The organism is Bacillus sp. FSL L8-0199, from assembly GCF_038005705.1.
In the GTDB taxonomy this organism is placed as follows: domain Bacteria; phylum Bacillota; class Bacilli; order Bacillales; family Bacillaceae_G; genus Bacillus_A; species Bacillus_A cereus.
On record NZ_JBBOTS010000001.1, the window covers coordinates 2,915,595 to 2,930,165 of the forward strand.

A 14,571-nucleotide genomic window follows, 5' to 3' on the forward strand; every position below is an offset into this window, starting at 1 on the left:
AAAAACCATTTCGATTTGTTCGTTATAGAACTTCCTCTACATCGACACTCTCTATCTTCACTTCATACATATTTGGGATACTTGCTTCTTTTGGTACCCATGCATAATAATTTTGATCATTCTCTAACATAAATTGAACTAACTTTGTTTCTGAAACATTCCAGAAATTTTTAAGATTATCGATGTAGTCCTCTAAACCCTCTTTATAGTCCAATTGCAAAATATAATCTCTTACCGTCAGGGCAAACACAATTAAACTTCCTAATAGATTTTTTTGCTCATTTTCTTCTTCATACTCTTGTGGTAAGAACCACACTTGACCTATTCCTATCGTTTTTTTGTATTTTTCATAAAAACTACTATCATTCATATTCTCATAATCATGTATTAATTCATTGACCAATGAATGCCATTTTGGCGGAATAATATTTTCCAATGCAGGATTATGTTCAATTCCTTCTACTATATCCTCGATTTCTTTTGTCTCATCTTCATAGTGATATTCACTTAGGTCTATATGCTTGAATTTCATTTCATTTTTATAATGCGCCAAATCATATGGATAATGGTTATTATCTTTTAAACTTGTATCATCAAGTTCGAGTATCTTTACTATTGCAGCTGTCTCAAAGCTCCAATACCCTACATATCCAGGTTCTTTATGCGCATTTTTCCATTCATAATCATAATGGCCTTTAAACCATTCTTTCTCCATGTACGTTTGCAATCTTTTAGACGCTTCTTTTTTATCTGTTTGTGCAAGTTCTATAATCTCTCTCGTTTTTGCATATGGATTTTCTTTAAAATAAACATTCGTCATTTTTGTGTATCCGATATCACTAGCGCATAAGAGGAAATCAATTACTGCGTCATTCATATTTTCCTTCTCAACTAGCTTAGCTAAACTTACAAGATTCTTTTTCTCCGTCTCTAATAAAATTCCTAGAGATATCATCCAAATTAGATTTAAATATCCAACTTCTCTTTCCCCTATATGCCCCAAATCAATAAGAGCGTTGTCAAAATCTCCTTCTATTGTATGGATAGCTTCTCCTAGGGAATATTTTGCGTTAATATCCTCTAACTCATAATTAAAATTTAATAGATACCTTCCTTCTATAAGACTTTTATTATCTTTAGCCTTTCTTTGAATACCATTCTTTTCATCTTCTTCTAAACTTCTAATCTCCTCTCTATTATCTTCAATAAACTTTTTATGGAGTTCTATTCCTTTTTTACATTTTTCTTCTATGCACAATTGATCTCTCATTCTATTTAATTCCTCCTAGCTTCTAAATTATGGCCATTCTCCAATATTGTTTCCTTCTTCATCTAACCTATATGTTTTTACGTTTCCACTACTATCGACTTTTGATAATACTCTTTCAACTTCACTATCTTCCAATGCATTCGCAATCTTTTCTGCTAATACTTCATCTCCATCAACAGCTTTCAATATTCTACTTTTCCAGTTTCAGAACCGTTCAACCAATCATTTGACATTTGTCGTCCATCTTTAGTTTTCCCCAATTGTGAACTACCAAACTTAGCTTCATCTATAACGTATTTGATCTTTGATTCTGCATTTGCATTTTCGTATAATCCATCAATTCCTTTTACTATTTTATCATTTATGCCAGATGGTGCACTTTTTCCGACTGGCTTTAACTCAAATCCAGCTTCTTTTAAACTTTGATTATTCAATAAATTGTCACTAGATTTTATTTCACCATAATTACCTTTTTGTTTATTTGTAGCTGTTTTTGCATCAAAATTTTCTACATTTGTGTTTTTGCTACTGCTAGGTTTACCGTTAGCCGTATCCTAAGTATCATCCTTAGCCCCTTTAACTCAACCAATTTCTTCCTAAAGCTTTGAAATCTTACTTTGAGTATAGGCTTTCGTGTCTTTACGACTTAGGGTGATTGCCTCTTCAAATATTAACTACTATAATTACAAGTAAATTAAAACAAACTTAAAAGGAATGAATTCTTTACTATACAGAATTCATTCCTCACTAGTTGCTTAAAATATTTATCTAACTCGTTAGTTTCAATTCACATTCAATGTCCCCTAAACATACATTAAATTTAAATTTCCCTCCATATTTTTAAATTCCTAAAAATGATGGAAAGCTAGCATACCCTGCAAGCTTATGCTGAATACCACTCTTCCGTAGAAAAATTATCAGCATTTGAATTTCCTTCTAACTCCCATTCGCTAATAAAATTAATTATTTCTCCTAAAATTAGATTTATATCATGATTTTTTATAATCAAACCTCTATGATTATTCCAAGTCAAATCAATTTCGATATTTATATTCAACTCATCCTCACATTTACTTAAAAAGTCATTCATTACTAAGGTAAAACATAAATTTACAAAATTATCAGAAACCCAAATTACGGATGAATCATCATTAACCTTCTCTATTCTAAATCTTAAATTATTGTATGCAATCCACTTTATATTACCTTGTATTTTTTCTTCTTTCATAATTATTTTCCTCCCATACTATGAAATAATCCTGTCAAGACATCCATTGCTGGATTTGTTTTTAAACTGCCATATATCACATCTTCCCATGAACCATACTTTTTATAAAGTTGTTCAGGTGTAGGTCCTTCTGCCCTGCCATATTCAAGAATATTTCTTTCTTTCATTGCATTCAATCCATCTAAATTATTAGATTTTATATACGTTTCCATTCTTCCTTGATTTCGCTCTTCGACTTTCAATCTAGCAATTTCCTCCATAGATAGCCCATCATTTTGAAGATTTTTAATATCTTGTTCTAGTTGTATTCTTTTTTGTTGTATTTTTTCATGATACTTTATTCTTTCGCTTCTTGCATAAGCAACTTCATCACCATTTGTCCAGTCTACCCCAAACTTATTTAAGGCAGATTCCTTCTTAGGTGAATATCCATATACAGCTTCAGTATTTCCCTCAATCTCCTTTGCTATCTTAGGATTATCTAATGGATTTCGAAGTTTAGAATTTATTTCTCTTCTGGTACCACCAGCCTCGACTATATCATCAAGATAATTGCTTACAGTTTCACCCGTACCCTTACCACCATCTTTAGACTTCGCAAACTTATAATAAGCTTCTATCAATTCACCTTGTGGTATTTTGGTTATAATAGTTCCACCAACATTAGAGAATGCATAGGAAGCCTCTTTCTTAAATGATTGTAACATTTCAAGCGTAGGCTTCAATTCTTTTGCTAGTTTTACTGCATTAGCAAATGTACTTACTCCACTTAATGTCTTTGCGATATGACCGATTTTATTTAGCGCCTTTAACTTATTTACTTCTCCTACATAATATATATACTCTGAAATACTCTACTTAATTTACAGAACCATTCCCAAACACAAAAATAGTGGTAGTTGGATTCTCCAAACTACCACTATTTTTAACCTCTTAATTCATTAAATTCCGTATAAATTAGTTTTTCAACATTACTCATGATACACAATGTTTTAATTTGCTTATTATAGAACTTCCTCTACATCAACACTCTCAATCTTCACTTCATACATATTTGGGATGTTTGCTTCTTTTGGTACCCATGCATAATAATTTTGATCATTCTCTAAAATAAATTGAATTAACTTTGTTTCTGATCCATTCCAGAAATTTTTAAGATTATCAATGTAGTCCTCTAAATCCTCTTTATAATCCAATTGTAATATATAATCTCTTACCGTCAGGGCAAACACAATTAAACTTCCTAATAGATTTTTTTGCTCATTTTCTTCTTCATACTCTTGTGGTAAAAACCATACTTGACCTATTCCTATCGTTTTTTTGTATTTTTCATAAAAACTACTATCATCCATATTCTCATAATCATGTATTAATTCATTGACCAATGAATGCCATCTTGGCGGAATAATATTTTCCAATGTAGGATTATGTTCAATTCCTTCTACTATATCCTCGATTTCTTCTGTCTCATCTTCATAGTGATATTCACTTAGGTCTATATGCTTAAATTTCATTTCATTTTTATAATGTGCCAAATCATATGGATAATGGTTATTACCTTTTAAACTTGTATCATCAAGTCCGAGTATCTTTACTATTGCAGCTGTCTCAAAGCTCCAATACCCCACATATCCAGGTTCTTTATGGGCATTTTTCCATTCATAATCATAATGACCTTTAAACCATTCTTTCTCCATGTACGTTTGTAATCTTTTAGATGCTTCTCTTTTATCTGTTTGTGCAAGTTCTATAATCTCTTTCGTTTTTGCATATGGATTTTCTTTATAATATCTGTTCGTCATTTTTGTGTATCCGATATCACTAGCGCATAAGAGGAAATCGATTACTGCGTCGTTCATATTTTCCTTCTCAACTAGCTTGGCTAAACTTACAAGATTCTTTTTATCCGTTTCTAATAAAATCCCTAGAGATATTATCCAAATTAGATTTAAATATCCAACTTCTCTTTCCCCTATATGCCCCAAATCAATAAGAGCGTTGTCAAAATCTCCTTCTATTGTATGGATAGCTTCTCCTAGGGAATATTTTGCAATAATATCCTCTAACTCATAATTAAAGCTTGATAAGTAGGTTCCTTCTATAATACTATTATTATCCTTAGAATATCTTTGAATTCCCTTTTTCTCATCTTCTTCTAAACTTTTAATATCCTCTTTATTTTCTTGAATAAACTCTTTATTATATTCAATTCCTTCTCTACATTTTTCTTCTATAATTAAATAATCTCTCATTCTATTTGATTCCTCCTAGCTTCTAAATTATGGCCATTCTCCAATAATATTTCCCTTTGCATCTAATCTATATGTTTTTACTTTTCCGGTACTATCGACTTGTGATAGTACTCTTTCTACTTGATTTCTTTCCAGCGCTCTTTTAATCTTATCTGCCAATTTCTTATCTCCATCAACAGCTTTAAATATTCTACTTTTTTTGGTCTTCGCACCATTCAACCAATCATTTGACATTTGTCGTCCATCTTTAGTTTTCCCCAATTGTGAACTACCAAACTTAGCTTCATCTATAACGTATTTGATCTTTGACTCTGCATTTGCATTTTCGTATAATCCATCAATTCCTTTTACTATTTTATCATTTATGCCTGATGGTGCACTTTTTCCGACTGGCTTTAAATCAAATCCAGCTTCTTTTAAACTTTGATTATTCAATAAATTGTCACTAGATTTTATTTCACCATAATTACCTTTTTGCTTATTTGTAGCTGTTTTTGCATCAAAATTATCTACATTTGTGTTTTTGTTACTGCTAGGTTTACCATTACCACCATCTTTAGACTTCGCAAACTTATAATAAGCTTCTATCAATTCACCTTGTGGTATTTTGGTTATAATAGTTCCACCAACACTAGAGAATGCATAGGAAGCCTCTCTCTTAAATGATTGTAACATTTCAAGCGTAGGCTTCAATTCTTTTGCACTGGCCTATTTTATTTAGTGCCTTATTACCCAATAATGAAGTAGCTATTTGCCTTGATCCAAGGAAAGATATAATATTTGTTATTCAAATCCATAAAAAGAAATCCACACTTATGAATTGTGTTTTCTTTTAACAGATAACTATTTCCCTGTAAGGTTTGTCGCCATATTTGAATATCAATTTACTATCATAAACTTTTGATTCATACGTGAAATTTTTCAAAGCGTAAAACCTTTTAGTTTACTAAAAAACCTTGAAAGGCAGATAGCCAATCAAGGTTAAATAACTACTCAACATCTACTGAAACAAACGTAGTTTCATTACTTGGAAAATCATCAGGAAATGCATTGCATATTAATTCTTTCGTTATTATTTGATATAAAAATTCTACCATCGTAAGTGAGTAAGTATAATTCTCTGGTGATCTCGATTCGTATACTACAATTTTCCATTCATCAGGTTTTCCATCTGTTAACCAGTACAATTCATCACCATTATCAGTGTATGCCCATGGAAGTATCCCCCCACTTGAAGGGTAAACATCATGTTTGTAATATTGCGGAAAATTTTTCTTAGATTGAATATATGAATCTTTCATTTCCTTCTGCCTACCAAGATAATTTACATTTTCATCGTTTACAAAAGGAGTTAATATCCACAAAAAATTGTCAATACCGCCTGTGCCATAAATTCCAATAAATTTTACATAGTCTGTAGGCAATTCCGTACCAAGAGCGCCGAAAAATTCTCCCCATTGTTCTTTATCCCCAGTTTTTTGTGGGAATTCTGGAGGAGGGAGTATTTTAATTAACTTATCCAAATAAATCGACTCCTATTTTTTATTTATTATTGTAACATCTAAAGAAAAATCATTTGTTCCCCTTGCTTTTAACGTAACACCTTTAGGCATTAAATTATTGCCCTCATATATCGGAATTGATTGGTATCTTACAACTTCACCTTTTTCAACAGCTGCTCGGACAGAACTCTCAAAATCTCTCATAACAGGTGAGTTTACAGGTGTTTGATAAAGTGTGACTAAATTCCGAGCATCTTTTCCAGAGCCACCTAACTGGTTACCTAATAAATGCCCTCGGGCATGACCTGGACTCCCTGGTCCACCACCTAAGAAACCAGGAGGTTTAATTGATTGGCTAGCTTTACTACCAGTACCAATCATGTCCTGTGTAATTGTAGCTGTTACTCCAGTTGGTCGACCCAGGTTATCCAATTCACCAAAAATAACATTTTTAGGCGAATTTTGAGTTATTTTAGATATTCCTAGATCACCCGTACCCTTAGCAACCCCCGCACTCCCAGACGTTGCTTTCTTCACATCTCCAACCTTTTTTAAATCATGAAGTTTATCAACTATTTTTACACCTTTCCCATATGGAGTCATCATCCCAACTGCTAGGAGTTTTTCACCATAGGTAGCTTCTGGGTCAAAGAGTGTGAAAAGATCACCAAAGAGAAAATCGAATCCAAACTTCGCCACACCGATTAAAAAAGGATCGAGTTCTGGCCTTCTACCACCGACTGGCTGGCCAAAAATGTTATGCTCCATTTCATAATCATCGGTTTCAACTTGGAAATCCTCACCTATATTCCCTTTTATTGTACCATTTTTAATTCCTTCAAGGTATTTTTGTGTCGCTTGTATCTCTTCTTTTGTAAATCTATTATTGATAGATTGATTTTCGCTGCTTATTCCTTCAATGTCATTATACACATTGTGCTCTAAATCTACACTTTTTCCAATACTATTGTCAGATTTCCGTATTTTCTCTTCTATAATTATTTGAATTTGCTTTGCCCATTCCATATTTAACTTTTCACTATGAAACGTCCCACTCACAGGACTAAACCCTTTCCCGCTTTGCACTTCAGCGAGTCCGGCTGTGATGCTAGCGGCTAATTGGAGGGCGGTGCTGTAGTTGTTGCTGGATGAATGATTGAATTCATATAGACGCTCTAGTTTTTCTTCTAGTTTTTTTCTCATTGCAATTAAGACTGCAATAATTGCGTCTACTCCAGGCATTGGTGTAAGTACTTCTATTGCTTCTATACTTGCAATGGATTGATTGATTTCTTGTATTTGTTGTCTTATTTCATGTTCGATAACATCTGTTGAAGCAACTTTTGCTTGAAAATCGTTTGGAAATGCTTCGTTTTGGCGAATTAATTCTTCACATAAGCATATGATTCCTTGTGCTAATGGCCGAAATGTTTGGACAAGGTAGGCTTTTGCACTACTGTATGTTTGTCCTTGTAATACTGTGTCTATCGCAAATGCATCAATAGATTGAATGGCTTGTTCCATACTTTGAATCGTAGCATTACATATAGCGTTCATACTTTGAGTTTGACTTTGTACTTCTCCCAAATACATGTTTAAACTCATGTATTGGCCTCCCTTTGTAGTTGCTGCTGTTCATAGGAAAGGTTGTTTTCTTTCTCACTGAGATGCCGTTTTTCTTTAAGCAACGTCTCTTTTTCGTTTTCTAATTCGAATGTAAGTTTTCTTTCATACTGCCCGATCTCTTGCCGCATATTCGTAAAAAAGTGAAATGCTTCTTTGTCACCATACCAAGTTTCTAGTATTCGGTTAAATAAACGATTACTTCTATTTTTCCATTCATGAAAACTAGCCTCAGCTCGTTCTTGATTTTGCAGCGCGATTCGGTTTTCATTTTGTTCTTCAAATATAATTCGTAATTTTTGATTACATTGATTGATTCTCGTTTCAATTCCTTGACTCATCTTTTCTTCCTACCTTTTCCCCTTTACGTAGGTTGTTACATTATTGAAAAGTCTTTTGAAGTCCTGTATCCATTTTCTCAAATTCATTTGCTACGGAATGGATATTATCAATTGTTTGTTGAAAAGCAGTACAAAATTGTTTCGTGATCTGTAAATTTTGTTGATTTGCTTCTTGTGCCTTGAAGTTCACAGATAGTGTAGTACGCGTTGCCTTATTTATAGAGCGACTAGTAGCACTTTGCATTCTATCTGAAGCATTTCTCATTTTCGTTGCAAGTTGCGTTGCCGTATGCAAATTACTTTGAAATTCTCCCATTACTTACTCCCCTCTACCTTTTATTTACAAGAAAATTATAACACGGAAAAATATCCCAATAAACCGAATGTTCGAATTTAACATACAATTCACCACAGTTACTGAGGATACGAGCAACACTTATCAATCAACATAACTGAATCCAAAATGGATTCTACTTATACAAAAAAGATGACTTCAGCCATATGCTAAAGTCATCTTTTTCTACCTTATTATTTTACTAATTCTCCATTATAAGCTTTTATATTAAGCGGAGCAGTTAAAAATTGTGCTGCTTTACTAACGAAAGATGTGAAGTGTTCACTCGTATTATGGCTCGCAACTGCTGCTTCATCTTTCCATACTTCTACCATCGTATAAACACTTTCTTTTTCTGTATCTTTATATAAGTCATAAGATACATTTCCACTTTCTTCTCTTGAACTATGAATAAGCGGACGAATTTCTTCTAAAAATGCTTGTTGTTTCGCTGGATCTACTTGAAATATTGCGTGAATAATAATCATGGTGTTTCCCCTCTCATATTCCACTTATTTCTTTGAAATTACTTCCACTCAGCAACTTTTTCAATTGGAAGGCGTACTGATTGGTAACCACTGTCAGCAGCTTTTCCGATTGAAATTAACATTACTGGTACGTGACGTTCTTTATCTAATCCGAATGCTTCTGCGATTTGATCTTTTTCAAATCCGCCAATTGGGCAAGTGTCATAACCGTGAGCACGAGCTGCTAGCATAAATTGCATTGCTACAAGACCACCGTCAATTAGTACTGTATCTTTCATGACTTCTGGTGTAACCATTGAGAAGTAAGCTGAAAGTTTTTTCATTTGATCTTCTTTTACTTCTGCTGGCATAAGTCCGCGCTCTACAGCTGTACCGTAAATTTCTTCTGCGTTATCAAAGTTGTTTAAATCACCAAATACAGCAATCATTGCTGAAGATGTTTCTACTTGAGATTGATTGAATTTCGCTAGTGGCGCAAGTGTTGCTTTCGCTTCGTCACTTTCAATCACTACGAATCTCCATGGTTGCATGTTTACTGAAGATGGTGCAAGTGTTGCTTCTGTAAGAATTTCTGTCATTTCTTCTTTGCTAATTTTCACTGAAGGGTCGTACTTACGAATTGAACGACGTCCTGTTAAAATTTCGTTAAAATCATTTGTTTTTACTGAGTTAGTCATAGTTGTATTCTCCCTTTTTTATAATTCTTTTATATTTTCTTGAATGTGATTTAACATATTTAAAAGATTATCGCGTTCTTCCTCACTTAATCCTTTAAATGCAGATGCTGCAAAACGTTCTTTTTCCTCTTGAAATGCTTGAATTTTATTTCGTCCCTCTTCAGTAAGAGAAACTAACGTAATTCTGTTATCATCTGGATTTTTACGTCTTACAATCATTTCATTGGCCTCAAGCTGCTTTAAATGCCTTGTTATCGCAGCATTATCAATATTCACTTCTTGTTGAAGTGCTTTTTGACTAATTTCACCTACTTCATATAACTGAAGTATAAGCTCTAATCGAGACTGGCTCATACCCGTACACCCTTCAAATTTCGAACTTACTTCTTTATTTAGAAAGTGTAATTTATATAAAATAATCGCTTCTTTTGAGCATGAACTTGTCAAATTAACCCTCCTTTACAATCAAAATAAAAATGTTTGATGTATCAATAGTTGATATGTCAATTAATATAATCTATATCGATTTAGAATGCAAGCATTTTGTTTTTATTTTATTTTTTCCAAATTAAGGCGCTTTGTAGCGTTACAAATAATGTTAATTGCACTATAATAATACTAATTTAAAGAACTGGAGAGTGATTGATAATGCGGCAATATACAAATAGAAATGAGGAATTGAAAATGGAAAATGAAATGAGGATATTCACAAATGACAACAATAAATATAGGGATCGTCGCGCACGTAGACGCTGGCAAGACGAGTTTGACTGAGCGTATTCTTTATGAAACGAATGTGATTAAAGAAATTGGCCGAGTAGATAGTGGTAATACACAAACTGACTCAATGGAATTAGAAAGACAGCGCGGAATTACGATTAAAGCATCTGTCGTTTCTTTCTTTATTGATGATGTAAAAGTAAATGTCATTGATACACCTGGACACGCTGATTTTATCGCTGAAGTGGAGCGATCATTCCGCGTTCTAGACGGTGCGATTTTAGTTATCTCTGCCGTTGAAGGTGTGCAAGCACAAACAAAAATTTTAATGCGAACATTACAGAAACTAAACATACCGACTATTTTATTCGTTAATAAAATTGATCGTAGTGGCGCAAACAGTGAAAAAGTTATGAAACAAATAAAAGAGGTTCTTTCAAATGAAGCATTCCCCTTCTACTCTGTTCTAAACGAAGGAACGAAAGAAGCCCGGATCATTGAATACAAATCATATGACGATTGTATGGAACTGTTAGCACCATTTAATGAATCATTACTTGAATCATATGTAAATAACGAAATAATACCGGACGCACTATTAAGAGAAAAACTAGAACAGCAAATACAGCAAGCGAATGTGTATCCAATCTTTTTCGGTTCAGCAATGACTGGTATGGGCGTAACAGAACTTCTTGAAAAACTTCCGGCTCTCATTCCGGCTCTTACATCGGCACAAGAGGAACCATTATCCGGTGTTGTTTTTAAAATTGAACGTGAACCTTCTGGAGAAAAGGTTGCTTATATAAGAGTTTTTTCAGGTAGCTTACATGTTAGAAAATATGTTAATATACAGCGCAGTAAGTCTCTATTCCATAAAGAAAAGATAAAAAAAATGTGCCTATTTCATAATGGAGATACCGTTCAAACTTCTACCGTTCCTAGCGGTGAGTTTTGTAAAGTGTGGGGGCTGAATGATATTAAAATTGGTGATATTATCGGTGAACGTACGGATTATATAAAAGATATTCACTTTGCCGAACCACAAATGGAAGCTGCCATTGATGCGGTACCTAAAGAGCAAATTCATAATTTATACGCTGTTCTTATGGAACTATGTGAAGAAGATCCGCTCATTAAAGTTTGGAAAGACGATGTTCATAATGAACTATATATTCGCCTTTTCGGTGAGGTACAAAAAGAAGTAATTGAAACAACACTTTATGAGAAATATAATTTGCAGGTTACTTTTTCAAATACGCGAGTTGTATGTATCGAGAAACCAATTGGCGTAGGCAATTCTGTTGAAGTAATGGGTGAAAAAGAGAATCCATTTTACGCAACAATCGGATTCAAAGTTGAACGTGGTGAACTTAATTGCGGTATAACATATAAATTAGGTGTTGAGCTCGGCTCACTACCTTTAGCATTTCATAAAGCGATTGAAGATACGGTATTTCAAACGTTAAAACAAGGATTATATGGATGGGAAGTTACAGATATTATCGTCACGTTAACACATACTGGTTATGCTAGTCCTGTTACAACAGCGAGTGACTTTAGAAATTTGACACCGATCGTATTAATGGATGCTTTAAAGCAAGCTGAAACATATGTATATGAACCAGTAAATGAATTTGAATTAACTGTACCGGAGCACGCAATTAGTACTGCAATGTATAAGCTTGCTGCCGTTCCAGCAACTTTTGCAGAGCCTATATTCAATAACAATTCTTATCAGTTAACAGGATCATTACCTGTTGCGAAAACAGAGAGTTTCAAACGAATACTACATTCATTTACAGAAGGAGAAGGCATATTTACAACGAAGCCAGCTGGTTTCACAAAACTTATGGCTCCCTTCCCTACTCGAAAACGTGTTGATTATAATCCGCTGAATCGTAAGGATTATTTACTTCATGTTTTGAAGGCTTATTAAAGTAAAAGAGGTGCAATTCGCACCTCTTTTGCATGTATTAATAGGTTAGTTTGTCCTAACAACTTCTTTAAGTTTTCCTATTATTTTCGCTATAGCCTCAATTGAATTTTCCGTTTCATATCCCCCAACATTTACAGAATGATTTGCATTTTTGACAACTTCAATCTGTAAATTCGTTTTATATAACTGATCAATTTGATCTGCATTGTATTGGTGATCTTTATCCCCAATAACTAAAAACCCTTCGTGTCGACTATGTAAGATAGAATCAAAAATTGTATCAAACGTCAGTAAAGGTGTAAGTAGTATCATTTTTGACTGCGCGAACTCTTCTCTCTTCATTAAATCATTTGCAATCGGAATTGTTCCGAGTGACTTCCCTAAAAACATAGTCTCGTTGTATTGCTCATCTTTTAATACTTCATTTATTACAGGATTAATATCATCCATCATTACTTTCGTTACTTCTTCCATTGGTTTATTCATTAATTGTCCATCATAAGAATAATGAATATGTACAACATCTATTTTATGTTCAAGCATTAACATCGTTGCGTAATAAAATAACGGCTTATCATAATTGTATCCTGAACCTGAAAACATAAAGCAAACGGTACTAGAACCTTCTTCGATATGTGTGTAATAAATTACTTTGTCATTTATATGTACCTCTTTTTTAGTTCCCTTCACCATTTTCCCCTCCGAATACATTTACTTTTGTAATACGATATGTTCTGTGTGAACTGATACATCCTTTACTTTCTCTTTTATAAATGCAGGCTGTAAGTTATATGTATGCAGTTCTTCTACTGGCACCCATCTAAACAAATACGTTCTACCCTCTTCTTCCAAAATATATTGATCCGCTCCACTCGCAGGTAACTCATGTAGCTCTACTTCATAATAAAAACTAATTTCATGAAACTTTCGCTCAGAAAGTGTAAAGAAATTTTCTACTGACCATATTAACCTTTTCCTTTTAATAGGAACACCTATCTCTTCCGCAAGTTCTCGTTTTAATGCATCTTCACTATTCTCTAGCATTTTTACTCTACCGCCGGGTACATACCAAAAATCTTCACCGTCACCTTGCAGAATGAGTATTTTATTATCATGTTTACAAATTGCTCCAACGCGGTAATTAAAACATGTTTCCTCAACTTTAAACGTAAGATCCATCCGTAACGCCCCCTTATATAAATATCGAATTATTACAAAACAATTATGTAATTACTGTACAAATAAGGTTACTAAATTTATCCACTCCATTCAATGGTTTTTGAATTTTCTAAACTATTATTTTTCATCATTACAAGTGTATATACATATGTTACAATCATATTGCACACTAGAAAACATTATGGGGGTACGGATGGAAACGTTATTAATCCAGCAAACTGAGAAATCAAATAAGTTTTGGAAAATCGTTGTGAAAGAAAAAGACTATGTTGTGTTTTACGGAAAAATTGGCACAGCTGGCAGTGTGAAAGCGAAAGAGTTTGAAACAGAAGAAGAATGTATGAAAGAAGCTAATAAACTAGTTGCTTCCAAACGTAAAAAAGGATATACAGACCCGTTGCCTGGGGAAGATTACATAAAAGAAAAAACGATAACCGAAGAAGAATTTTGGGAGCTACTTCATCGTGCAAAAACGAAAGGTGAGGACCAAGAAGAACAAATAGAATGGCTTACTTCTCACCTTGCTAAACGTACAGTACATGAAATTGTAGCTTTTGATACGCATATGCATCGCCTTTTGAAAGACTCCTATACCTCCCGTTTATGGGCAGCAGCCTATATTATTATGGGTGGCTGTTCAGATGATACTTTCGATTACTTCCGCGGATGGTTATTATATCAAGGAAAAGAGACATACGAAGCTTGTATTGAAGATCCAGAACGATTAATTCCTGTATTAGAAAATTCGAGTGAGTATGACGTCCCAGAAATAGAAGAACTTTCTTTATATTTCGGTTTCACTGTATATGCAGAAAAAACTGGTGACGAAGATGATACTTACTTTACACTTTACCATGTCTTATCTAATGAAGAATTCGACGATGTAGATTTTGAATTTGACTGGAATGAAGACGATGAAGAAGGTTTAAAAAAGATGTTTCCTAAGCTATGGGAACTGTATGGAGAAGAACCGTTTGAGTGGTAGATTCATATTAGGACTCTGTTTAAGCAATAAACAGAG

At 33.6% G+C, this 14,571-nt stretch carries 17 protein-coding genes and 1 pseudogene; 2 read left to right on the forward strand and 16 right to left on the reverse strand.

From position 1 onward, the window contains the following. Positions 1–22: 22 nt before the first annotated feature. From NST86_RS15135 to NST86_RS15200, 14 genes and pseudogenes are all read right to left on the reverse strand, one after another. Complete coding sequence (locus tag NST86_RS15135) at positions 23–1,270, reverse strand: PoNi-like cognate immunity protein (RefSeq protein WP_227593158.1); 1,248 nt, start codon at positions 1,268–1,270, stop codon at positions 23–25. A gap of 27 nt (positions 1,271–1,297) precedes the next feature. After that, positions 1,298–1,456, reverse strand: coding sequence for a hypothetical protein (locus NST86_RS15140; protein WP_153247035.1), 159 nt, complete (start codon positions 1,454–1,456; stop codon positions 1,298–1,300). Beyond that, on the reverse strand, positions 1,453–1,704 hold the full coding sequence (locus NST86_RS15145; RefSeq protein ID WP_227593157.1) for a hypothetical protein: 252 nt from the start codon (positions 1,702–1,704) through the stop codon (positions 1,453–1,455). Before NST86_RS15145 ends, NST86_RS15140 begins: the two co-directional genes overlap by 4 nt. 449 nt (positions 1,705–2,153) lie before the next feature. After that, positions 2,154–2,498 carry a hypothetical protein gene (locus NST86_RS15150; protein ID WP_000656836.1) on the reverse strand — a complete coding sequence of 115 codons (345 nt, stop codon included), beginning with the start codon at positions 2,496–2,498 and terminating at the stop codon, positions 2,154–2,156. A 2-nt stretch (positions 2,499–2,500) separates the two neighbouring features. Further along, positions 2,501–3,307: pseudogene (locus tag NST86_RS15155) on the reverse strand (T7SS effector LXG polymorphic toxin); the annotation flags it as partial. 195 nt (positions 3,308–3,502) lie between these two features. Beyond that, positions 3,503–4,750, reverse strand: coding sequence for a PoNi-like cognate immunity protein (locus NST86_RS15160; RefSeq protein WP_201144327.1), 1,248 nt, complete (start codon positions 4,748–4,750; stop codon positions 3,503–3,505). 27 nt (positions 4,751–4,777) lie between these two features. Beyond that, positions 4,778–5,425 (reverse strand): hypothetical protein, encoded by a 648-nt coding sequence (locus tag NST86_RS15165; RefSeq protein WP_227593156.1) that lies wholly within the window; start codon positions 5,423–5,425, stop codon positions 4,778–4,780. A 314-nt stretch (positions 5,426–5,739) separates the two neighbouring features. Then, positions 5,740–6,273 carry an SMI1/KNR4 family protein gene (locus NST86_RS15170; RefSeq protein ID WP_016118142.1) on the reverse strand — a complete coding sequence of 178 codons (534 nt, stop codon included), beginning with the start codon at positions 6,271–6,273 and terminating at the stop codon, positions 5,740–5,742. Positions 6,274–6,285: 12 nt separating this feature from the next. Continuing rightward, on the reverse strand, positions 6,286–7,857 hold the full coding sequence (locus NST86_RS15175) for a DNA/RNA non-specific endonuclease (RefSeq protein ID WP_086423642.1): 1,572 nt from the start codon (positions 7,855–7,857) through the stop codon (positions 6,286–6,288). After that, on the reverse strand, positions 7,854–8,216 hold the full coding sequence (locus NST86_RS15180) for a DUF3958 family protein (protein WP_000077521.1): 363 nt from the start codon (positions 8,214–8,216) through the stop codon (positions 7,854–7,856). The genes NST86_RS15175 and NST86_RS15180 overlap by 4 nt, the downstream gene beginning before the upstream one ends. Positions 8,217–8,256: 40 nt before the next feature. Beyond that, positions 8,257–8,532 (reverse strand): TIGR04197 family type VII secretion effector, encoded by a 276-nt coding sequence (locus NST86_RS15185; protein WP_000503639.1) that lies wholly within the window; start codon positions 8,530–8,532, stop codon positions 8,257–8,259. 212 nt (positions 8,533–8,744) lie between these two features. Continuing rightward, positions 8,745–9,038, reverse strand: a complete 294-nt coding sequence (locus NST86_RS15190) for a putative quinol monooxygenase (RefSeq protein ID WP_000583807.1) — start codon at positions 9,036–9,038, stop codon at positions 8,745–8,747. Positions 9,039–9,076: 38 nt separating this feature from the next. After that, complete coding sequence (locus tag NST86_RS15195) at positions 9,077–9,715, reverse strand: nitroreductase family protein (RefSeq protein ID WP_061664444.1); 639 nt, start codon at positions 9,713–9,715, stop codon at positions 9,077–9,079. 18 nt (positions 9,716–9,733) lie between these two features. Then, positions 9,734–10,162, reverse strand: a complete 429-nt coding sequence (locus NST86_RS15200; protein ID WP_000204172.1) for a MarR family winged helix-turn-helix transcriptional regulator — start codon at positions 10,160–10,162, stop codon at positions 9,734–9,736. A 265-nt stretch (positions 10,163–10,427) separates the two neighbouring features. Between NST86_RS15200 and NST86_RS15205 the strand changes: the two genes are divergently transcribed. Next, positions 10,428–12,371 (forward strand): elongation factor G, encoded by a 1,944-nt coding sequence (locus NST86_RS15205; protein WP_016118171.1) that lies wholly within the window; start codon positions 10,428–10,430, stop codon positions 12,369–12,371. A gap of 45 nt (positions 12,372–12,416) precedes the next feature. Here NST86_RS15205 and NST86_RS15210 read toward each other — a convergent pair whose 3' ends face one another. Together NST86_RS15210 and NST86_RS15215 are read right to left on the reverse strand one after the other, a co-directional pair. Beyond that, complete coding sequence (locus tag NST86_RS15210) at positions 12,417–13,082, reverse strand: alpha/beta hydrolase (protein ID WP_137026484.1); 666 nt, start codon at positions 13,080–13,082, stop codon at positions 12,417–12,419. Continuing rightward, entirely contained in the window at positions 13,083–13,550 is a 468-nt protein-coding gene (locus NST86_RS15215; RefSeq protein ID WP_000366230.1) for an NUDIX hydrolase, read from the reverse strand. A gap of 193 nt (positions 13,551–13,743) precedes the next feature. Here NST86_RS15215 and NST86_RS15220 point away from each other — a divergent pair, with 193 nt between their 5' ends. Beyond that, entirely contained in the window at positions 13,744–14,535 is a 792-nt protein-coding gene (locus NST86_RS15220; RefSeq protein ID WP_016118173.1) for a DUF4240 domain-containing protein, read from the forward strand. Positions 14,536–14,571 lie beyond the last annotated feature (36 nt).

Excerpts from the sequence above, each read along its gene's own strand:
- NST86_RS15135 (WP_227593158.1), bottom strand. The coding sequence starts at position 1,270 with ATGAGAGATCAATTGTGCATAGAAGAAAAATGTAAAAAAGGAATAGAA.
- NST86_RS15150 (WP_000656836.1), bottom strand. The coding sequence starts at position 2,498 with ATGAAAGAAGAAAAAATACAAGGTAATATAAAGTGGATTGCATACAAT.
- NST86_RS15160 (WP_201144327.1), bottom strand. The coding sequence starts at position 4,750 with ATGAGAGATTATTTAATTATAGAAGAAAAATGTAGAGAAGGAATTGAA.
- NST86_RS15165 (WP_227593156.1), bottom strand. The coding sequence starts at position 5,425 with ATGTTACAATCATTTAAGAGAGAGGCTTCCTATGCATTCTCTAGTGTT.
- NST86_RS15175 (WP_086423642.1), bottom strand. The coding sequence starts at position 7,857 with ATGAGTTTAAACATGTATTTGGGAGAAGTACAAAGTCAAACTCAAAGT.
- NST86_RS15180 (WP_000077521.1), bottom strand. The coding sequence starts at position 8,216 with ATGAGTCAAGGAATTGAAACGAGAATCAATCAATGTAATCAAAAATTA.
- NST86_RS15185 (WP_000503639.1), bottom strand. The coding sequence starts at position 8,532 with ATGGGAGAATTTCAAAGTAATTTGCATACGGCAACGCAACTTGCAACG.
- NST86_RS15190 (WP_000583807.1), bottom strand. The coding sequence starts at position 9,038 with ATGATTATTATTCACGCAATATTTCAAGTAGATCCAGCGAAACAACAA.
- NST86_RS15195 (WP_061664444.1), bottom strand. The coding sequence starts at position 9,715 with ATGACTAACTCAGTAAAAACAAATGATTTTAACGAAATTTTAACAGGA.
- NST86_RS15205 (WP_016118171.1), top strand. The coding sequence starts at position 10,428 with ATGACAACAATAAATATAGGGATCGTCGCGCACGTAGACGCTGGCAAG.
- NST86_RS15210 (WP_137026484.1), bottom strand. The coding sequence starts at position 13,082 with ATGTATTCGGAGGGGAAAATGGTGAAGGGAACTAAAAAAGAGGTACAT.
- NST86_RS15215 (WP_000366230.1), bottom strand. The coding sequence starts at position 13,550 with ATGGATCTTACGTTTAAAGTTGAGGAAACATGTTTTAATTACCGCGTT.
- NST86_RS15220 (WP_016118173.1), top strand. The coding sequence starts at position 13,744 with ATGGAAACGTTATTAATCCAGCAAACTGAGAAATCAAATAAGTTTTGG.